This is a genomic window from Candidatus Hinthialibacter antarcticus (genome assembly GCA_030765645.1).
Lineage (GTDB): Bacteria > Hinthialibacterota > Hinthialibacteria > Hinthialibacterales > Hinthialibacteraceae > Hinthialibacter > Hinthialibacter antarcticus.
Genome location: JAVCCE010000074.1, coordinates 1 through 23,793, shown reverse-complemented (window position 1 = coordinate 23,793; position 23,793 = coordinate 1). Strand labels below are relative to the sequence as shown.

At 51.4% G+C, this 23,793-nt stretch carries 24 protein-coding genes; 19 read left to right on the top strand and 5 right to left on the bottom strand.

All coding sequences use genetic code 11. From position 1 onward, the window contains the following. The first annotated feature begins 585 nt into the window (after positions 1-585). The 6 genes from P9L94_18980 (at position 586) to P9L94_18955 (ending at position 5,676) form a co-directional block, all read left to right on the top strand. A complete protein-coding gene (locus tag P9L94_18980; protein ID MDP8246175.1) occupies positions 586-2,394 on the top strand; it encodes a carbamoyltransferase in 1,809 nt (602 codons plus the stop codon). Continuing rightward, the gene (locus P9L94_18975) at positions 2,391-2,804 is read left to right on the top strand and encodes a hypothetical protein (protein ID MDP8246174.1); all 414 of its coding nucleotides are present in this window, start codon (positions 2,391-2,393) and stop codon (positions 2,802-2,804) included. The genes P9L94_18980 and P9L94_18975 overlap by 4 nt, the downstream gene beginning before the upstream one ends. Further along, a complete protein-coding gene (locus tag P9L94_18970; GenBank protein MDP8246173.1) occupies positions 2,805-2,981 on the top strand; it encodes a DUF5989 family protein in 177 nt (58 codons plus the stop codon). It abuts the gene before it with no gap. Positions 2,982-2,990: 9 nt separating this feature from the next. Next, complete coding sequence (locus tag P9L94_18965; protein ID MDP8246172.1) at positions 2,991-3,998, top strand: methyltransferase domain-containing protein; 1,008 nt, start codon at positions 2,991-2,993, stop codon at positions 3,996-3,998. A gap of 28 nt (positions 3,999-4,026) precedes the next feature. Then, positions 4,027-5,211, top strand: a complete 1,185-nt coding sequence (locus P9L94_18960; GenBank protein ID MDP8246171.1) for a hypothetical protein — start codon at positions 4,027-4,029, stop codon at positions 5,209-5,211. Positions 5,212-5,280: 69 nt separating this feature from the next. Continuing rightward, positions 5,281-5,676 (top strand): SseB family protein, encoded by a 396-nt coding sequence (locus tag P9L94_18955; protein ID MDP8246170.1) that lies wholly within the window; start codon positions 5,281-5,283, stop codon positions 5,674-5,676. Positions 5,677-5,867: 191 nt separating this feature from the next. On the opposite strand, the gene P9L94_18950 is transcribed toward P9L94_18955, so the two are convergent. Further along, positions 5,868-7,115 carry a LysM peptidoglycan-binding domain-containing M23 family metallopeptidase gene (locus P9L94_18950; protein MDP8246169.1) on the bottom strand — a complete coding sequence of 416 codons (1,248 nt, stop codon included), beginning with the start codon at positions 7,113-7,115 and terminating at the stop codon, positions 5,868-5,870. Between the two features lie 659 nt (positions 7,116-7,774). On the opposite strand from P9L94_18950, the gene raiA reads away from it, so the two are divergent. From raiA to P9L94_18935, 3 genes are all read left to right on the top strand, one after another. Then, positions 7,775-8,071: a ribosome-associated translation inhibitor RaiA gene (raiA, locus tag P9L94_18945; GenBank protein ID MDP8246168.1), complete on the top strand. Its 297-nt coding sequence runs from the start codon at positions 7,775-7,777 to the stop codon at positions 8,069-8,071. Positions 8,072-8,228: 157 nt separating this feature from the next. After that, the gene (gene pta / locus P9L94_18940) at positions 8,229-9,245 is read left to right on the top strand and encodes a phosphate acetyltransferase (protein ID MDP8246167.1); all 1,017 of its coding nucleotides are present in this window, start codon (positions 8,229-8,231) and stop codon (positions 9,243-9,245) included. Between the two features lie 26 nt (positions 9,246-9,271). After that, positions 9,272-10,534, top strand: a complete 1,263-nt coding sequence (locus P9L94_18935) for an acetate kinase (GenBank protein ID MDP8246166.1) — start codon at positions 9,272-9,274, stop codon at positions 10,532-10,534. Between the two features lie 74 nt (positions 10,535-10,608). On the opposite strand, the gene P9L94_18930 is transcribed toward P9L94_18935, so the two are convergent. Beyond that, the gene (locus tag P9L94_18930; protein ID MDP8246165.1) at positions 10,609-11,259 is read right to left on the bottom strand and encodes a hypothetical protein; all 651 of its coding nucleotides are present in this window, start codon (positions 11,257-11,259) and stop codon (positions 10,609-10,611) included. Between the two features lie 368 nt (positions 11,260-11,627). Here P9L94_18930 and P9L94_18925 point away from each other — a divergent pair, with 368 nt between their 5' ends. Beyond that, positions 11,628-13,211 (top strand): inorganic phosphate transporter, encoded by a 1,584-nt coding sequence (locus P9L94_18925; protein MDP8246164.1) that lies wholly within the window; start codon positions 11,628-11,630, stop codon positions 13,209-13,211. 507 nt (positions 13,212-13,718) lie between these two features. On the opposite strand, the gene rpsI is transcribed toward P9L94_18925, so the two are convergent. Together rpsI and rplM are read right to left on the bottom strand one after the other, a co-directional pair. Next, positions 13,719-14,114, bottom strand: coding sequence for a 30S ribosomal protein S9 (gene rpsI / locus P9L94_18920; GenBank protein MDP8246163.1), 396 nt, complete (start codon positions 14,112-14,114; stop codon positions 13,719-13,721). A gap of 14 nt (positions 14,115-14,128) precedes the next feature. Further along, positions 14,129-14,569, bottom strand: coding sequence for a 50S ribosomal protein L13 (gene rplM, locus P9L94_18915; protein ID MDP8246162.1), 441 nt, complete (start codon positions 14,567-14,569; stop codon positions 14,129-14,131). Between the two features lie 282 nt (positions 14,570-14,851). Here rplM and P9L94_18910 point away from each other — a divergent pair, with 282 nt between their 5' ends. The 6 genes from P9L94_18910 (at position 14,852) to P9L94_18885 (ending at position 20,784) form a co-directional block, all read left to right on the top strand. Next, positions 14,852-15,436: an RNA polymerase sigma factor gene (locus P9L94_18910; protein MDP8246161.1), complete on the top strand. Its 585-nt coding sequence runs from the start codon at positions 14,852-14,854 to the stop codon at positions 15,434-15,436. After that, positions 15,417-15,989, top strand: a complete 573-nt coding sequence (locus tag P9L94_18905) for a hypothetical protein (GenBank protein ID MDP8246160.1) — start codon at positions 15,417-15,419, stop codon at positions 15,987-15,989. Before P9L94_18910 ends, P9L94_18905 begins: the two co-directional genes overlap by 20 nt. Positions 15,990-16,007: 18 nt before the next feature. Further along, positions 16,008-17,471 (top strand): hypothetical protein, encoded by a 1,464-nt coding sequence (locus tag P9L94_18900; GenBank protein ID MDP8246159.1) that lies wholly within the window; start codon positions 16,008-16,010, stop codon positions 17,469-17,471. Between the two features lie 332 nt (positions 17,472-17,803). Further along, the gene (locus P9L94_18895) at positions 17,804-18,271 is read left to right on the top strand and encodes a hypothetical protein (GenBank protein MDP8246158.1); all 468 of its coding nucleotides are present in this window, start codon (positions 17,804-17,806) and stop codon (positions 18,269-18,271) included. 333 nt (positions 18,272-18,604) lie between these two features. Further along, positions 18,605-19,930 carry a hypothetical protein gene (locus P9L94_18890; protein MDP8246157.1) on the top strand — a complete coding sequence of 442 codons (1,326 nt, stop codon included), beginning with the start codon at positions 18,605-18,607 and terminating at the stop codon, positions 19,928-19,930. Next, positions 19,927-20,784 (top strand): hypothetical protein, encoded by an 858-nt coding sequence (locus tag P9L94_18885; GenBank protein ID MDP8246156.1) that lies wholly within the window; start codon positions 19,927-19,929, stop codon positions 20,782-20,784. The genes P9L94_18890 and P9L94_18885 overlap by 4 nt, the downstream gene beginning before the upstream one ends. A 42-nt stretch (positions 20,785-20,826) precedes the next feature. On the opposite strand, the gene P9L94_18880 is transcribed toward P9L94_18885, so the two are convergent. Beyond that, a complete protein-coding gene (locus tag P9L94_18880; GenBank protein MDP8246155.1) occupies positions 20,827-21,891 on the bottom strand; it encodes a Gfo/Idh/MocA family oxidoreductase in 1,065 nt (354 codons plus the stop codon). Between the two features lie 284 nt (positions 21,892-22,175). Here P9L94_18880 and P9L94_18875 point away from each other — a divergent pair, with 284 nt between their 5' ends. From P9L94_18875 to P9L94_18865, 3 genes are read left to right on the top strand one after another with little or no spacing between them, the layout of a single operon-like run. Further along, positions 22,176-22,535 carry a hypothetical protein gene (locus P9L94_18875; GenBank protein ID MDP8246154.1) on the top strand — a complete coding sequence of 120 codons (360 nt, stop codon included), beginning with the start codon at positions 22,176-22,178 and terminating at the stop codon, positions 22,533-22,535. 59 nt (positions 22,536-22,594) lie between these two features. Continuing rightward, positions 22,595-23,203 carry a hypothetical protein gene (locus P9L94_18870; protein MDP8246153.1) on the top strand — a complete coding sequence of 203 codons (609 nt, stop codon included), beginning with the start codon at positions 22,595-22,597 and terminating at the stop codon, positions 23,201-23,203. Positions 23,204-23,245: 42 nt separating this feature from the next. After that, entirely contained in the window at positions 23,246-23,548 is a 303-nt protein-coding gene (locus P9L94_18865) for a (2Fe-2S)-binding protein (GenBank protein MDP8246152.1), read from the top strand. Positions 23,549-23,793: the final 245 nt, after the last annotated feature.

The window sequence follows — 23,793 nt, the reverse complement described above, 5'->3', positions numbered from 1 at the left end:
AGATTTTTTTAACACATACTGTTATTAGTCCTTGAGATTAAAACTAAAATATATTGAGGGATCGCACCGTTAGATTAGATCAGATTTAAGTGGGGTGGCAAGAGCAAAGCGGCGCTGGATGCAACGAAATAAAAATAGATCAGCCCTGTAGGGGCGCAACGTGTTGCGCCCGAATCCCCCCTGGCGCTTGCCGCGCCGTCCCCCCTTGAAAAAGGGGGCTGAAAAAGCAACCTGCTCGCAGACGGGTTGGCGAGCCAAGGCGGCGCTGGAAAAATTCTCCCTCATCCTCACCTTCTCCCAGAGGGAGAAGGAACTACGCTGCCGCTTCATCAGTTCACTGAGAGGGCGAACCCTGCCTAGCCTCCGGCTAGCAGACTGCGGCAGGCTGGCTCCTGGTGAGCCGGATCAATCAGAAAGCCAATCTCATTTTTGCGGCTCGGCGGGAGCCTCGCCCTCCCACAGCAGTGTTGGGCATTGAACGTCAAACGGGACGCTATTCCTTTGAGAATGGGGCGATTAAATGTACCATACCCGTTCGTTGCTTCCATTGGAGCAATAATTGATCAACCACGAAAAATCAACGCAATGACAGCAATTTTAGGCATATCCGCATTCTATCACGACAGCGCCGCGTGTCTTGTCAAAGACGGGCATATCGTCGCCGCCGCCCAAGAAGAGCGCTTCTCGCGGCGCAAGGGCGATGCGCGTTTTCCCGAGAAGGCGATTGAGTTTTGCCTGGCTGAGGGCGGGGTCGAACCCGATGCGCTGGATGCGGTCGCCTATTATGACAAGCCGATCCAGACGTTCAGCCGCCTGTTGCAGTCATACTTAGAATATCCCTTTCAGAGTTACGCCTCGTTTAAGGCCAGTATCCCAGTGTGGCTGAAAGAAAAACTGAAAATCCCCAAGCAAATCGACGCCCGCCTGCCGGGGTATGAAGGGCCGATTTATTTCTCGCGCCACCATGAGTCGCACGCCGCCTCGGCGTTTTTTTGCAGCCCCTTTGATGACGCGGCGCTTCTCGTCGTTGACGCTGTAGGCGAGTGGGCGTGTACATCTATCGGCGTGGGCGAAGGCAACCAGATTCGCCTGATGAAGGAGCAGCATTTTCCTCACTCGCTGGGGCTGTTCTATAGCGCGATGACTCAATACCTCGGCTTCGCGGTGAATTTTGATGAATACAAAGTGATGGGCCTCGCGCCTTACGGCGAGCCGAAATATGTTGAGCAACTGCGCAACGAAGTCATCGACTTGAAAGCCGACGGTTCGATTGCGCTCAACCTGAAATACTTTCGCTATCAATTCGGCCTGACCATGATCTCGCCGCGTTTGGGGCGCCTGTTGGGCCAGCCCAAGCGTCACCCCCGCGATCCGATTGAGCAGTTCCACATGGATGTCGCCGCCTCAGTGCAGTCGGTTTGCAGTGAGGCGATGGTAAAACTTGCGCGAACCGCAAAAGAGATGACGAGCAAGTCAAACCTGTGCATGGCGGGAGGCGTGGCGCTGAACTGCGTGGGCAACGGCGCCATTTATCGCGAGAAAATATTCGACAATATCTATATACAGCCCGCCGCCAACGACCCCGGCGGCGCCATTGGCGCGGCGATGCAAGTCTGGCATCAGGTGTTAGGCAATCCACGCGCGCAACTCACCGACGCAATGAACGGCGCCTATTTAGGGCCGAAGGTTGAGGCTGCGAGCGCGAAAGAATATCTCGATGGCTTGGGTCGTGAGCATAACCAAGAAGACGCCGCCGCTCTGCCGGGGCGCATCGCGCAATGGATCGGCGCGGGCTACATCGTCGGCCTGTGCCAGGGGCGCATGGAGTTCGGCCCGCGCGCACTCGGCGCCCGCAGCATTCTGGGCGACCCGCGCGACCCCGAAAGCCAGTCGCGCATCAACCGCAAGGTGAAATACCGCGAATCGTTCCGCCCGTTTGCTCCGGCGATTCTCGAAGAACGCGTCAAAGATTATTTTGATATTGATATCCCCAGCCCGTACATGCTGTTCGTCATGCCCATCAATGAAGATAAGCGCATCAACCAGGACGACGCGCAGGCGGGCTTTGCTAAACTCAACACGCCGCGTTCGGATGTTCCCGCCGTGACCCACGTTGATAACTCGGTGCGGCTGCAAACCGTCAACGCCGAGCGCAACCCGTTTTTTTATGAAATCGTCGCTGAATTCGACAAACAAACTGGCTGCCCGATGATCGTCAACACCAGTTTCAACGTGCGCGGCGAGCCCATCGTGTGCGACCATGTTGACGCGTATCATTGCTTCTGTATGACTGATATTGATATTCTCGTGATTGATAACATCGTCATCGCCAAGCCGGGCGTTGATCTCGACAAACCTATGCGCGACTTCGCCGCGACGGAGGCCGCCCCATGAGCGCCAACCTGTTTTATCCCGGCCAACGCGCCGAAAAGCGCCATCTGCTGACGGGTGGATTGGGTATGCCCGCCATGGCGGGGCTGATCTGGTTCATCACTGGCTGGTGGGTGTTTCCAACCATTTTGGCCTGCATGGGCGGCGTTCAATTGATCGCCTGGATGGCGTATCCACTGATTGGGCGCAGCGTATTTCTGGTCTTCTCTCTCATCGCCTTTTGGATCAGCCAACTGATCTCATGGCTGATGGTGTATTTGATGTACCTGTTCGGCGTGATGTTGATCGGCTTCTTCTTGCGCCTGTGCGGCATGAACCGCCTCGAACGAAACTTTGGCGCAGCGCGGCGCAAAGACTCGATGTTTCACGAGGCGCCCGCGTCAGACCTCGATAGTTTTGGGAGACAAAGCTAAATGACCAACTCAGCCCCCAAGCCCGCGCGACGCAGCCTGTTGAGCGAACTGGGTTACTTTTTTATGAGATACAAAATGTGGTGGCTGGTGCCTGTGGTGGCAATCGTGCTGCTGCTCGGTTTACTCGTTGTTTTGGGCGGCACCCAAGGTGTGTTTTTGATCTACGCGCTTTTTTAGGATGACTTAATGATTACGAACCACGCCTGGACATTAGACGACCTGTTGATCTGCCCCAAGACGGGTGCGCCCATGCGCTTGCAAGGCGACGCCTACGTCAGCGAGGGCGACGATAGCGTTCGCTTCCCTATCGAAGAGGGCTTTCTGCGCGCGTTCGTCCCTCACGAAGGCGCCGATGAAGATATCACCCAGAAGATGAAGGCGTTTTATGAGGAACACCCGTTCCCCAATTATGACGACATTGACAGCGTCGGTTCGCTGATCGAAAAAAGCCTGGCGCGCGGTTTCCCCAATTTGTTTAACCGCAGCATCCCGCCGCACTCGACCGTGCTCGAAGTGGGCTGCGGCACCGGACAACTAGGCAACTTCTTGAGCGTGTTTCAACGCCGGGTGGTGTCGGTCGATTTGTGTTTGAACTCATTGCGGCTGGCGACCAAATTCAAAACCGAAAACCAACTCGACCGGGCGTCATTCTGCCACATGAACCTGTTCCGCATTCCCCTCAAGCCCGAATCGTTTGATTATTTAATCTGCACCGGCGTGTTGCACTCGACCGATGATCCCGTCGGCGGATTTCGCGGCTTTGTGCCGCTGGTCAAACCCGGCGGCTACATGGTGATCGGCCTTTATAACCGCTACTGCCGCATGAAAACGGTCATGCGCCAATGGATGTACCCCTTCATGGGCGACCGCGTGGCGATGTTCGACCCCTACCTGCGGCAATATAAGGTGTCAGAAGAAAAACGCAAATCGTGGATCATGGACCAATACGTCAATCCACGCGAGTCGTTGCATACTATAGACGAAGTGTTACAGTGGTTTGACGACAACGGCATCGAGTTTGTGCGGGCGCTGCCCAGCGCGGTTTTTGGAACGCGTCCCGACTATGATTACCGCAAGTCGGTGTTTGAGCCGGAGCCGCGCGGCACGGTGCTCGACCACTTGCTCAGCCAGGGCCGCGAGATGATCTACGACATCGACGGCGGCCTATTCTTAATGATCGGCCGCAAAAAATAAACCCTCCACCCTGGGATAGAGTCGCCCCATGTTGCAACGTATTCAACAAACGCTTCGTTCCGCCCTGCCGCCGATTGTGTTTTTCGGAACGCTCTTTCTGCTGGCGGAGCTCTTATTTTTCTTTCGCCCGCCCTTCAAACAGCCTGACCCCTATCACACCTCGTTTCATACCCACGACGGCAGGCCCATCTCGACCACCGAAGGTCCGGTCAAACTAGCGCTGTCGCCTTACTTGCTATACAAAACGATTCCCAATCAAGAGACGGAATATTTTTCGATTAACTCAATCGGCCTGCGTGGCGATGAAGTCGGCGCGAAGGATCCCAGCCAAAAACGCGTTCTTATCCTGGGCGCATCCACCGCCTTCGGCTTCGGCGCCAAGGGCAACGGCGAAACCTTCGCCGCGTTACTCGACGCTGACCCAACGCTCGAAGTCATCAACGCTTCGGTGATTGGCTACAACTCCATGCAGGAACTGCGCTACTTTGAAACCGAACTGCTGGCGCTGGAGCCTGACTACGTTATCACCTTCGACGCCTACGCTGACATCTTCGACGCTTGGCATCGTCTGGTTGCGCTTGGCAAAGAAAAAACCGATCAGGAAATGAACTACAACATGCTGGTCTTGCCGCAGATTCAAAACGAACTGACGGCGAATTACCACACCCAGACCGGGGCGTTCGCTGCGTTAGGGCGGTTTATGCGAGTGACGTTACGAAAGAGCGCCTGCGTCCGCCTGCTTGACGACGCCGTAAAAAATACCATGGAACGCTCCATCAAAAATCAACGCCGCGCCGCGCCATGTCCCGAAATGTCAGATGAATATTTCAACAAAACCGTTCGCGCTTACACCGATAATTTATTACGCATCGCCCAAATCTGCCGAGAGAACAAAATTGGCTACACGGCGGGGTTTCAACCCGAATTGGGCGGCAAGCAGACGCGCACTGAACACGAAGACGCGCTGCTTGATTTGATCGACCAGTTGGCGCCGCATTATAAAGACCACTACCCGGCGGTGTACCAGCGTTTCATCGACGCCTCAAACGCAGTATTGTCGCAACAGGGCGTCGATACGCTTGATGTGACCCGCGCGCCTGAGTTCGCGGCCTCGCCGGAGACGCTGTTCGTCGATTCGGCCCATTTTACCAAACGCGGAAACCAGATTGTGGCGGAACTGCTAGGTGAGAATTTTCAAGAAGCATTGAATTAAAGATTCTGGTGGGTTTAGAACCCACCCTACAAGTCGGGCGCTGCAAACGGCGACGAGGAGAGATTAAAAATGAATATGTCACTGAGTGAATTACCGGATACGCTGTTTGTGCTCGCCGCGTTACAGGGCGACCCTGAAGCCGAACCGGAAGAAGTGGAACTCGGCGAGGACGATGAAATTTCGCTGGTCTCGCTGACCGACGCCGAAGACGTGGGCTTTGTTCCGGTGTGGTCTAACGAAGAAATCCTGGCGAAATGGCTGGTCGACTTTGGCGTGAAGATGATGAGCGTCGAGATTGAACGCGATGTGTTGCTGGGCATCCTCGAAGACGGCGACTGCGAATATCTGGTGCTCGATATGGCGTCCGGTCAGGAAGAGTTTCCCATTGAGCAGGTCTTCGAACTCGACCAGACTGACAATGAAGATGACTCAGACGCGCCGGATGAGCCAGACGACAAACAATAATCCTTATGTTCTGCAAGAATGTTGAATTTAAACGGCGGCGGCAAGACGATTAAAGTGGAAGTTGAAGAAGGCGACATCCTTCTTTCTTCTTTCAAATAATATCAGCCTCGTATCTTTTGAAAATGAAAAACGCCCCGGTGATTGCCGGGGCGTTTTTTTATCATCGTTTTGTCAATCAAGAAAATCGCCGATTAACTTCGGTTGCGGCTGCTTTTTACGTAACGGGGTTTGTAGGGCAAATACTTAATCGGGTCTTGCGACTTGCCTGCTTTTAAGACTTCAAAGTGCAGGTGGGTTCCGGTTACGCGGCCGGTGTTGCCGACATACGAAATCGTCTCGCCCTGATTGACCCGCTGTCCGCGTTTCGCTTTGAATTTTGAACAGTGCGCATAAACCGTTTGGAGACCATTGTCGTGTTGAATGATGACGGTGTTGCCTTTGCTGCCTTGATAGGCGGCTGTTTTGACGATGCCGGGCAGAACGGCCTTGATTGGCGTTCCATACTTGGCGCGGATGTCAATCCCGTGGTGGAAGCGAACCGCTCCGCCCAAGGGGTGTTTTCTCATTCCATAGTTAGAGGTGATGGTAGTATTGGCGATGGGCATAATCATTCGATTGGTGATGATGTTTTTCAACATCGGCTCGGTGACGCCCGGGACGTATATCTTGTCGCCAGGCTGCATCGCGCGGGGGTTCACCAATGGATTATACGCAACCAGTTTGTCGTGTTTGACGCCGAAGCGCTTGGCGACGTACCACATATTGTCGCCGCTTTGAATGGTGTATTTCACCCCTTTTTCGAGAGGCTTGGGCGGTTCGATCGTTTTGGCGACGGTTGTTTTGTCGTCTGACGGCTGAATGTCGGGGATGTTGGATTGGGCCAATAACGGCGCCCCACTCTCTTCGAGCCATTCATCATGGGGCAGAACCGGCGTTTGCACCAATAACGGCTGCATGACGATGCCGTGGTAGCTGTCGGGTAATAGTTCGCTGGGGATATTTTGGGCGAGACCATGAAACGGCTCATGCGCTTCGGCCTCATGGATATCCCAATTCGTAATGGCGCCGCCGTTTTCTAATGAGATCGAAAACGACTCAACCACTTCTCTAAAGTTACGTTGTACCTCGGGTTTCGGCCACGCAGCTCCATACACCGCAAGACAAACGGCGATCAATAGCCCGGCGGTCGCATAGACAGGCGCTGTTTGGCGAATCGCCAAGCGTCGCACTGGTTGCGTTAATACATGGCAAACCACGAAGTAGACGATCGACGCTGCGGTGAGCATCAGATGCAGTCTCCCCTCGGAGCGAAAAGTTTCACGTTGTAATCTAGCCCTTACCGATGCGGGTACGGCGCTATCGAAGTCGAGGCCTGCTCGTTGCGCATATTCGCGCATCACCTCGTCCAACGATGCTTGGGCTAGGATATTCCGTTTCATGGGCTTCATCATTCAAAGCAGTCCGGCTTTGGAATATCCCTCAAAACCCTAAAAAAGCCCCTGAAGCATTCGTTGTTAAATGGGGCAATAGACATAGTTTAACTGTGACACTAAAGCAGATTTTCCCCTTGAGTCAAGAATCAGGTTCCCCGCATAATTTCACTAAGGTACGCTGGATTCTCTCTGCTGTCAATGAAAAAGTATTACGTTTTGTGTTTTTTTCATCGACCGACGTCAATAAAAATAAATGTATATCGTATGAATTATAGTATCGGCGACCAGAGAAAAACCTCAAGTTTTTGTAATGTTTTTTGACGCGAAAGTCGATGCGGTCAGTCGAATAAGTGCCAATGCAGGCATGAAGATGACCTCAATACGCTAGCATTTTCATCCATTTGAATCTCAATTCCGGCGGGATTTTTTAGACAAATCGTCCTATTTCTGTTTAATGGAATAAATGATGATTGCCTTTTGATTTGAAGAAGTAAAATAGATATAGACCGAAAGAATTGATAAAAACTGCTTCGGGACTGGGGCAAATTCTCAAGAGGGAACTTGGATTCCCGCGAGGGCTATGCTACCTTGCTACATAGGGATCGTCATCTGAGTTCAAGCATCAAACCACGGGCGAATCATGGCCATAGAAAGGGGAGAGGGCGTTGATTGAAACCACAATAACGAGCCGCCGTCACAGCCTTTCCGACCACCTCAAGGACTACATCGAGAAAAAAGTATCAAAGCTGGAGAAATATGCGCAAGGCGCCGGCGAGGCGCATGTCGTGTTAGAACGAAACGACACCGGTCAAATCGTCGAGATCACGTTTCATGGATTGCAGAAAGTCATGCATGTTCGCGAACAAGGCGACAATGTCTTAGGCTGCGTCGATAAAGCGGTCGAAAAGATCGAAACGCAAGCCAGACGACACAAGGAGAAAGTGACCGAAAAACGCGCATAGCGCGGCAGACAAAAAGGTTGAATTAGACGCTGGAACCGCTTGCGGCTTCAAAATCGCCGCAAGCGGTAGTAAGTGTTTGTGAAAAAATATCATAGAAGAAAAAGACCCAAAACGCGCATTTTGTTAACTCACTCAATAGAAAGGTCATTTTGGCGCTATGCATCCACTGGACCGAATCTTCAAGGAAGCCAAAGACAAACCGCAGCGAATCGTATTACCCGAAGCAACCGATGACCGCATGATCGAAGCGGCCCGACAGGCCGCAGACGAGGGCGTCGCCGAAGTTCTCCTGCTGGGCGATCCTGCCGCTATCCAACAAACCGCCTCCAGCAAAGGCGTCTCACTCGACGGCATTACCATCATCGACCGCGCCGCCCATCCCAAAAATCAAGAATGGGCCGAAGCCTTCGCCGAAAAACGCAAACACAAAGGCATGACAGTTGAGCAGGCCGCTAAAGTGTTGAGCGATCCGCTCTATTTTGGCGCCATGATGGTCAGCCAGGGCGAAGCCGACGGCATGGTGGCGGGCGCCGTCAACTCGACTGGCAACGTGATCCGCGCTTCGTTGTGGTTTATCGGCTCACAACCGGGGATCAAGACAGTGTCGTCATGCTTCTTGATGATCGTCCCCGATTGCGAGTACGGCGACGGCGGAACCTTGTGCTATGGCGACTGCGGGGTGGTGCCCGATCCGACGGCGGAGCAGCTGGCCGATATCGCCTATTCCTCTTCGGTCTCGATGGAAGCGCTCACCGGCGTTGAACCCATCGTGGCGATGCTTTCATTTTCCACCTACGGCAGCGCCGACCACCCGCTGGTCGATAAAGTGAAAGAAGCGACCAAAATCGCCAAAGAGAAGTTCCCTGAGTTAAAACTCGACGGCGACTTGCAGGCCGACGCCGCCTTGATCGAAGCCATCGGCAAACGCAAAGCGCCCGACAGCAGCGTTGCGGGCCAGGCCAATACGCTGATCTTTCCCGATCTCAACGCGGGCAACATCGCTTATAAACTCACCGAGCGTCTGGCCAAAGCCGAAGCCTACGGCCCCTTGTTGCAGGGACTGGCGCTGCCAGTCAACGACCTTTCGCGCGGTTGCTGCGCAAAAGACATCTATACCACCATCGCGATCACCGCCGTACAAGCGCAAGCCGGAAAACGGCGCGCGACGGCATAATTGAAAGGACATCAGGTCACGGCGCCATGAAAGTCTTAGTGTTAAACTGCGGCAGTTCATCTGTAAAATTTCAACTGATTGAAACCGATTTAGAAGCCATCGACAAACAGACCGAAGTTGTGCTGGCGATGGGCATGGTCGAGAAGATCGGCTTTTCGCCCGCCATTCTGCGTTATCAAAAGCTGAATGAAAACCCGCTGACGTTGCCCGAAAAGAAAGATTCGCTTCCACCCGAAGACAAAGAGCCTATCGAAATTCTGGGCCACGAAGAGGCGATTCAACACTTGCTCAAAGCGTTGACCGACCCCGAACGCGGCGTGGTTTCGTCGCCGGACGAGATCGACGCCGTTGGTCACCGCGTCGTCCACGGCGGCGAATTCTTTAAGTCTTCCGTTCTGATCGACGAAGACGTGATTAAGGGAATCCGCGCTTGCGTCGAGTTTGCGCCGCTGCACAACCCCGCGAACTTGAAGGGCTATTACGCGTGTTTAGAGGTGCTGCCCAACTGCCCGCATATTGCGGTGTTCGACACGGCGTTTCACCAAACCATGCCGCCCAAGGCGTATCTCTATGGCCTGCCATATCAGATTTACCAAAAACACGGCATTCGCCGCTATGGCTTCCACGGTATCTCGCACCGTTATGTCTCGTATCGTTTGGGTCAGTTAGTCGGGACCCACCGCGACCATCTGAAAATTATCACTTGCCACCTGGGCAACGGTTGCAGTATGACCGCGCTCGACCACGGCAAGTCGGTCGATACCACCATGGGCTTTACGCCGCTCGAGGGGCTGCTGATGGGCACCCGCACCGGCGACATGGACCCGTCGATCATTACCACCATCGCCGCCAAAGAAGAACTGACCTTTGGCGAGGCCAACAATTTGATGAATAAACACTCCGGCCTGGCGGGCGTCTCCGGCGTCTCAAGCGACATGCGCGAGATCGAGAAAGCTGCCTTCGACGGCAACGAACGCGCCCAGATTGCGTTGGATATGTTCTCGTACCGCATCAAGAAATACCTCGGCGCTTATGCGGCGGCGATGGGCGGCGTTGACCACGTGATCTTCACGGGCGGCATCGGCGAAAACTCAGAACTGGTGCGCTCTGACTCATGCGACGGCCTGGGATTTATGGGGCTGCAAATTGATGAAGAACTCAACAAGGCGTGCGTCGGGCGCGAGGGCAAGTTCTCGTCTGAGTCGAGTAAAGTCGGCGTATGGGCGATCCCGACCAATGAAGAGCTGGTCTTCGCCCGCGACACCGTGCGCTGCATCCAAGGCGTATAGCGAAGTCGGCTTTTTTACATAACTGAAACCGCAGGGGCATGGCGCGACGCTATGCCCCTATTTTTATGTCCACTTTAAATAGTCGCCCGGCGGTTCTTGGGGTTTGGGGTGTAGTAGAGGGTTTCGAGAAAGACCTTATGCTTTTGGGGTTTGCCTTTTTTCGCCTGAAGTTTTTTGATGACCCCGCCAAAGCGGGTTTCGACTGGCTCCAGTTTCTTCTGTCCCTTGGTATGGGCCAGCAAAAACTGCTGGTCGGTCGCCCGATCGCGTACTTCATACACATCATATTGGTCGATAATTGGAACCATCATCATGGTGGTGGTTTTGCCCGTGCTGATTGGAATAAAGATAAATCCAACGAAATCGGAGCAAGATTCCATATATGTTGGCGTTCCAATCACGATAGCGGATTTCGACGGCTTGCCGTTGGCTGTGGCTTCGGCGGGCGTGTAGTGAACGGGTCTAAATTTTTTCGCTGAATTTTTGAGAGCGGGCGACAGATGCTTAAAAATGTCCGTCACCGATTGGTCGTCGAGTTCGGCGATGGCCATCTCAAGATAAAGAAACATCTGCTGACGGCTTGAGAAAACGCCTGCTGCTTTTCCTAACTCAGCGGGAGAAATCTCGCCGTCATCCGCCTGTGTCAGAAAATTATAAAATCGACCGCCGTTATCCAGAGCGACGATGGCGCCTCGTTTGGTTTTATACGGTGCGAGTTTGCGCATGAGTTTTCCCTTCGAATTCGCGTTACGTTTATATACGAATATAGAAGAAAATTCTTTCAATTGGGCAAAAAAAGCGCTTGTCTACTTTTTATAGTGGTAGATAGAATTCTATTCGGATTGAGCCCTGGGGCTGCTTGCAACTGGGCTAGGGCTTCGAGATTAGTGAAAAACAGGCAATAGAGCAGTATTATTTTGAGCGGCGATTTAGTCGCTGTCCCCTCAATGTTAGAATTACATTAAAATGATGCCACGGCCTGTCCAACAAGGCTAGGACTTTGTTATGTTATGAGCAAGACTGGGGATTTTGTATCTAGAGCCCCCCCAAAAATTAGTCCGCTATCTGAAGTCTTCGAACTATAAGGAACATCATGGGATTTGAACCATCGTTTTTTGTCATCACTGCTGTTACGATTGCCGTAGGAATGCTGATCTGGGACACGATTGAGGTCGGGCGAAATGACGCCGCCAATATCGTCAACGCCGTGTTTGGCGCCCGCGTCCTCAAGCGCAGAAACGCAGTTTACCTCGCGGGGCTTGCGGTCATCATTGGCGCCTGGGCGTCGTCGCCCGTCATGGAAACCGCCCGCAAAGGCATCTTCCTTCCCGAAACGCTCTCCCTCTCCGATGCGCTCGCGATTTATTTAGGCGTTTATCTGACTGATACTGTCTTGCTCTATTCATTTTCCGCTTTTGGAATGCCTATTTCCACGACGGCAGGCCTCGTATTTTCGCTGTTGGGCGGCGGATTGATGCTAGGCGGCTTTGATTCGGTCAGCGGCTCGAAAAGCCTTGAAGTTCTCTTTGCCATTGTGTGTTCGATCTTTGTCAGCGGAATCGCCGGATTTCTGATTCAACGCGCCTTTCGCGGCGCCATGGGAAAAGACTGTACGAACATGGAGCGAATCAAACTCCACGGGCCTTGGATCGCCGGGGCGCTGCTGACCGGCTTACTCTATTTTATGGTTTTTAAGGGGATGAAGAGTTTATCTTTCATTAAAATGATCCGCTCCGAAACGCTCGATGTACTCAGTAATTCGGGTTTTCTTCTGGTAATGATTTTGGTTTGGGGATTGATGACGTTTCTCACCGTTGTCGTTTTGCACTTTGGCGGCGATAAATTTCGGCTGCGCTTGTTCCCAACCATGGCGATTATTGGAATGATGGCCATCGCTGTCGCATTTGGACAAAATGACCTGGCGAACTGCACGTCGCCCGGCTTGGCGGCGATTATGATTCTACAGCACGGTGAACTGGCGCCGGAACTTGATGTCCCCGCTTGGTTATTGTTATGCTGCGGCGTGTTGTTGTTTCTCGGGATGACCACCCGCAACGCCCAGCGCGTCACCCGTTCAGAAGTCAATACAGGCAGCCAGGGAGACATCGTCCGTCTCTACGCGCCAAAATGGTGTATAAAAGTCGCCGGGTTGTTTGTTCCAAAACAACATGAAGAAGAAGCCCTGGCGCCCGAAGCGCCAATAGAAGAAGCGACAAAAATTCAACACTATGACGCCCTACGCGCATCAGTGATTACTTCCGTATCCGCCAGCGTAATCGCGTTCGCGTCGGGAATCGGCCTGCCGGTTTCTACCACCTACGTCTCGTTTGCGGCGGTCGTTTCAACCGGGTGGGCTGACCGCGTTTTTCACCGGGGCGATGCGCAACTCAAAATGGGGCGGACAGTCTGGGTTGTGACCTGCTGGTTCTTGTCAGCACTCATTGCCGCCGTCGCAACCGGACTTGCCGCGAAACTGATTAGCGTTCTTGGAACCCTCGGCATCTTCATCGCGCTTGGAATCAACTTAACGGTTCGCAGCATTGCGAAACGCAAAGCCCAAGACCAGGAAGACCGCATGCAGCAAGAAGCCGATGAACGCAAGCAACGCCTGTTGGCCGACCCAAACCATTCCGGCTCGACACGCTTTGCCTCCGATACTGACACCGAAGAAATGTAGACCGTCCATCCACCAATCAACTCAATGCCGCTGGGGCCGATATGGTTTCAGCGGCATTTTTTATTGGGGGAGGTGGGGTTTCGGTTTAATAAAGGTTCATCCGGTAAGTGAGTTCTTGCATTGATGGATGGTCATTTTTTTGATTCAGAAACGGGCTCCTGCATATCAAAAATTGGCAAACCAATTCAGGCATGGGTGCGACTCTGGGAGCGCCTGTGCATCAGGGCCTGAAAGCCCGCACTGAAGCGAGCAGAGTTGTACTCATGCCACATGCAGTGAAATCTCAATTCAATTTTTATAGTGGTTGCCAGAATACTGTGCGGCTTGAGTTTTCATACCTGTATCTATCGCTGAGCCCTACGGGCGTGCTTTCCGCACATATTTATGACAAACGCTCTAAAAAAAGTATCCAAATTTACGGAAGAACCATAATAAAATTCGTGCAAACAAAAACGGGACAAGCGAATTGCTTGTCCCGTTTTGACTGTATAGGTATGTCGGCGTGCTCTAGCGTTTCGAGAACTGGAAGCGCTTACGGGCGCCGGGCTGACCGTATTTTTTACGCTCGACCATACGCGGGTCACGGGTCAGGTGGCCTGCTTTTTTGAGGAACGCGCGATACTTGCTGTCAAACGCGCAAAGTGCGCGGGCGATGCCGTGGCGCAACGCGCCCGCCTGACCGCTGAGTCCGCCGCCGCCGATGTTGGCGTATACGTCAAACTTGCCCACCGTTTCGGTGACGTCGAAGGGCTGATTGACGATCATCTCCAACGATTTACGCATCAAATAGTTGGGCGCTTTGCGACCATTGATGATAATTTCGCCGGAGCCGTTTTTTAGATAAACCCGCGCAACCGAAGTTTTGCGGCGTCCTGTGCCGTATGAAATGTAGGATTCACCCATCGTTCACTAATCTCCTAAGCTTTAACTTCTAAAGGAACCGGCTTTTGACCGGTATGGGGATGTCGCGGGCCTTTGTAGACGCGCAGTTTCTTCAACATCTGGCGACCCAACCGCGTTTTGGGCAACATGCCCCAAATCGCCTTGGTGACCATGGTCACGGGCTTATCGGCCATCGCGATGCGATAGGGAGACTGTTTCAGTCCGCCCGGGTACCCGGTGTGATAGGTATGGTTCTTGTCTTCCAACTTGTTGCCCGTGAGGCGAACTTTGTCGGCGTTGATGATGATGACGTGGTCGCCAGTGTCAAGAAACGGCGTGTAAATAGGCTTATTCTTACCAGTTAGAAGTCTCGCGACTTCACTGGCGAGGCGCCCCATCACTTTGCCTTCCGCGTCGATCAGGTGTACTTTGTGTGCCTGTTGAATCTCTTTTTGAGTAGCTATATGGCTTTTCATGTTCTATTCCATTTTCCGTAAAAAGTCACGCAAGAGGGAAAAAGTAGCCGACTTGCGGGCTCCCGTCAAGGCATTTAGAGCACTGAGGCTCATTTCATCACGAAATTGTACTCACTTCTCAGGTAATTGTCGCCGTTCAGCGAGCATATCAATAAAGAAAAATGAAAAAGTTGTTCGTATCCATGAAATTTTGTGTACACCCGTCCCCCCAATCGGGCGTACATTAAGGGTGACAGGCGAAATGAGATTCTCAATTGATCAGAAACCAGTTTGACTGAGGGAATGCAGACAAGCAGCGATTCGACTCTTGCGCGGGCTGCGGCGAACGGCGACCAAGCCAGCGCCGGGCAGCTCTATCACCGGTACGCTGACCGCATTTTTGCTGTCTGTTACCGTGTGCTGCTTGACCATGCGTCCGCCAAAGACGGTTCTCAAGAAGCCTGGATCAAAATTTTTCGCAATCTCGCCCGTTATGACGGCAGCAAATCTTTCGTCGCCTGGGCGCGGACCATCGCCGTGAGAGCCGCGATTGATGAGCACCGCAAGCAAGGCCGTCGGCGCAAAAAAGAGACAGACAATGAATTTGTCTTTGAAAACATTCAGCAACCAGAATCAGCGCGGCGTCAGACCGATGAAAACGCCTTCGAGTTGAAAGTACACGCCTGCCTGGGGCTGCTGTCAGAGGCGCAGCGGGCCGCATTTACGTTGCGGCATTATGAAGGGGCCGCCTACGCCGAGATCGCGCAGGCGCTGCAATGCTCCGAAGGAACAGTCAAAACGCATATCCACAGGGCAGCGCGGGTATTACGCAAGGCGTTGGCCCCGTATCAAGAGGTGATGGAACATCATGAAGAAAATCACGGATGAAGACTTCGTCGCATTATATTACGAGGCGGATTCTCCGCGCGCGGCGGAACTGCGCGAGCAATTGCAGGCGTCGCCCCAATTACAGGCGCAATACCAGGCGTTGAGCGAAGCGCTCGACCAAATGCGAGAGGCCGGGGCGCCCGCGCTGGCTCCACATGAAAAAGTTGAGCAGTTTGAGGCCGCCTGGGCGAAGGCCGGCCCCAACGCCGCGCCTTGGTACTATGGCTTGCTTCATTCCGCCTGGAAGACTTCGTCGGTGTTTGTGATCGGCATGATCTGCGGCATCGTCGTCACCATGAACGCCCCCGCCCAACAAGATCATAAATCAGAAAGCAGACAACAACCTGTTTTAGAAGTGCAACCTGTAAACAATCCACTTGTCATTGAGCAGTTCGACGCCTTTCAAACCGTGCGCGGCGAGGCGCTCGATATGGTCTATTCCAATATTGAAGACCCCGTCCTGGTGATCGACTCCAGTGATCCGAAGGGTGAAAAGAAAGTCATTCACGGAACCAGCGAAAATGGCGCCATTCAGGTGGTTCTGAATTTATAAAACAAATGAGGAGACTCTATGATGAAGATTCGATATTTCAGTGTATGCCTTATCGCGATGCTTGCTATCCAGCCGGGTGTTTGGTCGCAGGCGGAAGTTTATGAGCAGGAACTCGCCCAGCCAGAAGCAAACGATGATCTCCCTCTAATTGGCGAAATCCCTGTTGAAGATATGGTTCAAGACCGACAGCAACTACAAAGACAGATTCAACAATTACAACAACAGGTTCAGCGACAGAACCGGATGAGTAATGTCTTGCCACGCAGTGAACCCTCAAATCGCCGCAGCACTGCTTCAGGTGGGTTTAGCGGCGGCGGCGGTTTTGGCGTAGAAAGTTTTTATGGGGGACGTACGGTTCCTGATTTGCCCGCGATTGACTGGGAGAAAGACGCCAATGTGCAGATACGGGTATTTCAAATGCAACACGCCCCGGTCGAAGCCATTTTGCCCATCATGCAAAAATTGTTCAGCGGCAAGTTGAATATCTCAATGCACCCCAGCAACCGCAGTTTAATCGTCGTCGGCGACGAAAGCGGTTTCAAATTATTTGAAGACGTCTTGAGGACGCTGGATACAGAACCCATTGCGCCGGAGCCGATCCAGACCGCCGACATGGCGGTGCGGGTGTATGCGATTGAAAACCAAGCGCTTTCTGACAATGATGACAAAGTCGTTGAAGAATTCAGCATGGTGGTAACCGCATTGGAAGAGTTAGAAATAGAGAACCTTTTTACTCTCAATGATGATGCATTTGAAATTACCCGATTAAGCCGTACTCCTAATGAAAAAACGTATCAACTATACGGCGTTGGGTTTGAAAAAGGAGCAGCGCTCCGGTTGAGAGATAAGATTGTTCAACTTGGCGGATTAAAAATTACCGTTGACCAAATCGAAGCTCGTGAACCCTCTCAAACGATGCAACCGAGCCGTATTGAAATTCCACAGAATGTCCAAGGGACGCTGAAAAGCCTACTTGGTAATGCTCTCTATGTGACCGGCTATTGGTTCGGTAATACTTCAATGCCGGGGACGGTCGAGGCGCCGCTGGGCGACTGGAAACTGGTGATGGAAAGCGCCGACGGACAGGATGAAGGCTTTCGTCTGGATGTGTCCGTATTCGAACAGGGCGGTGGAAACCGTCCCATGTCGGGCATTGGCATTCGAGCGCCGGTTTCATTCAAATCCTCAAGCGGCACGGGGATGATGGGTGGAATGGGCGGAGGAACTGGAGTGGAAATGAACAAGACCACTGGCGCAGCCCCGTTCACTTTTTCCTCCGGTGAAAAAGACTCGCTGATTTTACGCAACGCCGTCACCGGGCGCATCGGGCGCCCCATCATCATTGGCTATAACCGCCGCGATAATGGCCAGAACCGCCTGGGTGCGCTGGTTATCATCCCTGAACGTGAGTTCGGCGGCGGCAGTGCAAACCAGCAAGACGCAGGCATTTTTGATAGTATTTATGACCAGAACGCAAAATGATATTGACTCTCGAAACCATCTCAAAGTTACTTGATCTTTCGCTGAGAAGGGCATGGGTACAACTCCACTCGCTTCAGTGCGGGCTTTCAGGCTCTTATGCACAGGCGCTCTCGGAGATGCACCCATGCCAAAATAGAGTTATCAGTTTTTGATAGGTCGAAAAACCATATCATCAGTATTTTTTAGAGATGCTTCGAGTTGTTTCCCAAGAGTTCCGTCTGGTAGAAAATTCCGCCGGGCGGTTTTTTTGTTAAGAAACCGTTTTGATGTTCCGATTCTTATAGAGGATAGTAGAATGGTTTGTTGAACATTGCTGAACTGGAAAGAGAACCATGCCGTCAAAAAAATGTATGATCTGCGGGCAATTGAAGTCCATCGACGAGAAAAGCCTGTGCTGTGAGGGTTGTGAGGAAAAAGAACTCGACCTACTGGTGACGGTTTATGCGTTTTTGCATTGCTCCGACCAGGATTTCTACCCTGTCGCTGAGTTAGTCAAAGAGATTGAGCCGATGAACGGGGTGCAACTTTCGTCAGTGTTTGTGCGCAGCTGGCTCAAAAAACAGTGGCTCGAAAAAAATCCTCAGGAAGAAGTCTGCGTCCCGGGAACCGTTCAAGACGAACTGATGAGCAGCGGGTTTGCGTTGAACGATAGCGTGTTGGGCGAACTCGACCGGCTTGCGACTGGACGCTCGAAGCATGACGCAAAAGAATTTGAACGAAAGAAGATGAAATCCGCCGAAAAAGAATCCCGCCTGGGCATGGCCTTTATGGACAAACAACGAAAAAGCGGCGGGAAATAACGCCCCGTCTAGGATTTTCTAGGTGGGTTAAGAACCCGCCCTACCGCAGAATCCTCTCCCCCAAGATGGGGGAGATACAGAGGCAATGTCATTGACTTAAGACTTTTAGCCCCCCTTTTTAAGGGGGGACGGCGCTGAAAGCGTCAGGGGGGATTCGCGGCGCCTTGGCTCGCCACCCCTTAAGTTAATGACATTGGGCTGCGGGCGCGCTTTACGGACATCTTTTTGACAAACGCTCTAGGGCGGGGGAAATGGTTTTTAATTGAAAAAAAACTCTTGCAATTTTGTTTTATATCATGCAGTATTTAATAAAGAAATAAACGGGGGGCTGATGTGATGCGAAAATTATATGGTTTTATAGCGCTGATGTTGTGCTTTGCATCCACTTCTTTTGCTGAGAACACAACTAAACCACAAAGTGTTATATCCCCTTTAGAAACAGGGGTTTGGATTTCGGGCGTTTTCGAAAGTTCTGATGAAAGCGATTTCTTTTCATTTGAAGCGCAAGGCGGCATAGAATACATCATCATTGCATCACCCGATTCTCTCGAGCAATTCCAATTAGGGCTTTACGATACAGATGGTACAACGGTTCTCGCACTTAATGACCCTTGGGATGAAAATTCAAAATACTTGGAGTGGACTTGTCTGACTTCGGGTCAATATTTGATTAAAATTGAGCCATACAATGGATCAACAGGAAGATTTCAGATTAGTGTGCAATCTGCAAATTCGCGTTTAAAATACTTGCTGCAATTGCTCAAAAATAACCGTTGTCAGGAAGCGCTTGATGACCAATTACAATTTCTCGAAATTGCGCCTGATGACCCTGAATCGAATCTCTATGCGGCAGTGCTTCGAATAATTAACCTGATTGAGAATCCTGATCAACAGCTTGTTTCTATTTACAATGAATTCCAGATTGATTTTGACTTGTTTCCATCTGGGTCACGAATTGATAACCCAACAGACACGATGATGAAAGTGAGTGAAATTCAATTATATGGAGTTGAAAATATACTGCCTGTAATCGACTTGTCTTTGGAACATTTAGAAAAGGTAATTAATCAATCTGATGCGACTGCTTTTATCCCTCCAATACAATATGATAAAAAAGTCTATCCCGATGAAGTCAATGAGGAAGAGACTGATCTAACGGCGGCAAGAACGGGATGGGTCCAAATTGATAATGGTGACGTGAAAATCAGTTCGGGCATATTATTGTTAATGAAATCAATGATCCTTGCTTTAAATGCTTTTGATCTAGGGATGGAACCAAAAGTTGCAGCGGAGAAATATTACCCTTTTCCAACCGATCCAATTGTTCTTGATTCTCTTTTAATCGAATATCCAGATCTTCTGTCTGGCAGAGCGGAAATACAACAGATTTTCCGTTCAGCATTAAAGAACTGGTTGCTGGGTACTCAAAACATTCGCGACGGTCTTGAAAGTGTAGCCATTCGAAAAACTCCTCAAAATGTCCATTTGTTTTACTTAAATACTGGCCAGGACGCACAATCAATTGCGCGCTACCTCTCTCTGCTTGATCGAGTTTTTGCTGGGTTGTTAGCTGTAACAGGCGGCGATATAAATGGCGATAGCGTGGTCAATTATTGGGATTTGCATGAATTGCATTATTTGAGCAGTTTCAAACAATGAAGCAAGGCTATTCACTACTGTGCTTTCTGTTTTGCATCTGCCTACTAGTGATATCACTTTGGATAGATCGTTATACTATTCAGGTGTCGAAAATTGGAAGTAATGAAGTTGAAATTTTTACTATAAATGAAGCTAAGATTAGTTATTTCGCCGCTCATGAAAACACACCGACAATAAAACTAGAATCATTTAAGTATGTTCCGAATGAAAATAAAATAATGATTTCCAATCTTTGCATAGAATACGAACAACCTTCCTTTGAGAAAATACCTTATTATTGCAGAGAAATCATGACTATTGGATCTGGTTTGACACGCTCTCAAGCAACTCTGCACTCAAATAGCGTTGATTTCCAAGAGAACAGAGCCGCCACTGAATTAGAAATTACAGGCGTTGAATTCATGTCGAAAAAAATCTTTGTTACCATACAAAACCTAAAGATTCATAATGGTGATTTTTTGTTTTTCAAAACTGCATTATATAAAAAAATTTCAGGCAGTGGAGTAAATTTAAGGTTAATAGGAGGGCACGAAATACAGCAGATCACGTCTAAGTCGATGAACTGGAATTATCCAATACAAAACTTAGTATTTAAAAATGGATCGATTCTGTATTCCGATGGCGGTGTGAAAAAATTTTCATCTTGCCTTTTCGATATCGCTGCGTTGGAAATTAAAAATAAGATATCCGACGCGAAGGGTGACGTATCTTCACCCCGTTCTATGCCTATGTGGATGCAGATGCTCCCTGACAGGTTGCTTCCGTTTGAACAGCGACCGATGAAATCCGCCGAAAAAGAATCCCGCCTGGGCATGGCCTTTATGGATAAACAACGAAAAAGCGGCGGGAAATAACGCCCCGCCGCCGTTTGTTTGTGTTCTCTCAGACCTTCTTTACTACACCCTTACCGACGTTTTTTTCTGGTTTGATTTATAGAGCGCGTAGATGATGTCTAGAAATTTCACTTCTTCTTCGCCGGTGGTAATCGGCGCCCGGTTTTTCTGAATCGCGCTGACAAAGTCGCTCGCCATGCTGATATGCACGTTCCACGGGTCGAAGTCGGTGTCGGGCGCAATGGTGACCGGCTTGCCGCTACGGTCTTCATAAATTTCAAAAAACACATCGCGCGACCACGCCACCGGGTCAAACGCCAGGCCCGACTGCGAGCCGTAAATGCGAATGCGCGGCTGGCGGTTCATGTGGGCGGCCCAGGCGCGTTCCCACATGACGTTGATTCCCTTCGAACAACGCAACAACGCTGCGCCGTGTTCTTCGACGTCAAATTTAAGGTCGCCCACCTGCGGGTCATCGACGCCCTGGAAGCAAAATCCATCAATGGCGTTTACGCTTAAGTCAGGGAACAACCAAAACAAAATGTTGAGGTCATAGATGCCCCAGTCCATGACGGCGCCGCCGCCGGATTTTGATTTGTCCAGGTTCCAGGCGGCGGATACGTGGTAGTCGATGCCGGGGCGGTTGCGGCGCGATACGCCTGACATCGAGATGTGGTAGATTTCACCCAAATCGCCTGATTCGACAATTTCTTTCGCTTTCATTACCGTTGGGCTAAAACGAAAACGGCATGAGCAGGAGCCAAGCCAAAGCCCGGCCCGCTTCGCGATGCGGTTGATGCGCTTGGCGGCGGCGGGGTTGGGCGCCATCGGTTTTTCGGTCAACACGTGCTTGCCCGCTTTGAGCGCGGCGGTCGCGATTTCTTCATGCGCAAAGGGCGGCGCACAGATCACCACGCCGTCGATTTCTTCATGATCGAGCAACTCTTTGTAGTTCTTAAACGACAACGGAATCGAGTGTTCCGCGCTGACTTTTTTCAGACGGCCCTCGTCAGGGTCGGCGATGGCGAACACTTTGCAGCGTGGAATGACCTTAAATCCACGGATGTGCTCCACCCCGATCATGCCTACGCCGATGATACCGATGCGAATTTCCCGTTTGCTGTTCATGCTTTCAACCGTCTCCGGACATTTTTATTGTGATATTCAAAAATCGGTTCGTAATGAGTTTTTGTGTCTATCGCTAAGCCCCTGCCTGCGGCAGGCAGGCTTTACGCTTAGATTAAGAAACACTCTAATAAGCTCATTGTATCGAAAAACGTCACAAACCGCGATATGAGCGAAGCAGAAAACGCGCAAAACCGATATTGACGAACCGGCGCTGCGCTACGATGATTCTAGGGAGCGCGAGCTTTCGCCGCGCCATACACATCAACCTTGTAGGGGAAGCAAAAATGGAAATGACCCGGGAAGAACTCAAATCAATTTTACGCGAACTCATTCAAGAAGACCTGCCGGTGGGGCATACCACCATCGCCGAGAAGTGGATCGGCGGCAAACTGTATATGGAACCGCGCGGCGGCACTGGCGCGAAGGAGATTCCTATCGACGGCTTCTTTCATAAAATCGTCATGCTGCGCGACCGGCTGCGGGTGATGGAACAAAAAATCAACGCGCATAAGGTGCTGACCGAAGAAGACAAGATCGACCTGCAACAATACATCACCAAGATTTACGGCACCCTGACCACGTTTAATATTTTGTTTAAAGACCGCTCCGAACACTTCATCGGCGACTCAGGCAAACGCGGGTGAGGCAAGATAACTCTGCAAAAACGAGTTACTGTCGAGGGAAGAACGAAAGTGCTCACTTTATGAAGCGGTCCCAAATTGAAATTGATATAGCCGCGTTGTGTTCGATTAATCATGTGTGCGATAGTTGCGCGGGCCATGCCCAGCCGTTTTGCTGCGGGCATTATGAAATCTGTATCAGCGAAGCCGAGATCGCCAAGATCGACGGCTTCATCGCCGAAGCCTCGCGCGACTGCCCCGACCTGATTGTTGACGGCGGCTACGAAAACGTGATCGAACCCGTCGACGACGGCCTGTATTGCATCGACGAAAACGGCGACGGGCAATGCGTGTTCGCCTACGCCCACGGCGATGAGATGCGCTGCGGTCTGCACTCAGCAGCGCTGCGTCTGGGCGCTCCCGTCCCGACCGCCAAGCCGCGTTCGTGCATCTTATGGCCGCTGGCGATTTCCGGCGGGAGCAATAAGACGCTCTCGGTAGTCGATGACGCAATGAAATTTCATTGCAACGCCAAGCGCCGCAAGAACTCGAAGACGCTGCATCCTTCTGTGGTTGAAATATTAGACGATGTGTTCGGCGGTCCGTTTCGTGAGGCCGTGGTCGAAGCGGCGCAGCAGGGGCGTGAGAAACTACTTCTGCCGCTGCCGGACGCGCTCAGCGACGAGCCCTAGCGCGTGGATTGTTGTTTCGCCTTCGGCGGGTAAGATGAACGCATGTCTGATATCAACGATCCTTCTAAAAAACGCGACGACGACGACCGCGAAATCTGTATGTGTTATCATGTGCCGTACGGCAAGATCGTCAAGCATATTCGCCGCCATCAGCCCAAAGTGGCGTCGCAGTTGAGCGAATGTCACGGCGCAGGCACGGGCTGCGGCTGGTGCATCCCCTTTCTGCAGAACATCTATGAGAAGATGCAGAACGGCGAAGACCCAACGCCGACCATGTCCGCTGACGAGTATCGCCGCCGCCGCTCCGAATATCACCAGACCCTCAAGAAAAAAAGCGAATCGTAGTCAATCCGTCTCATGTAATTAATTTTGGTTCTTCCGGTATTTGGATACTTTATCACAAATTAAATTGCGTTTTATTGACGCTTTTTCATAAATCTTTGATCTTTCACTGTATTAGGCGTGGGTACAACTCTGCTCGCTTCAGTGCGGGCTTTCAAGCCCTTATGCACAGGCGCTCCCAGAGTTCCACCCACGCCTGATTGGTTTGTCAATTTGTGAAATGCCGGAGCCTGTTTCTGAATAAATAT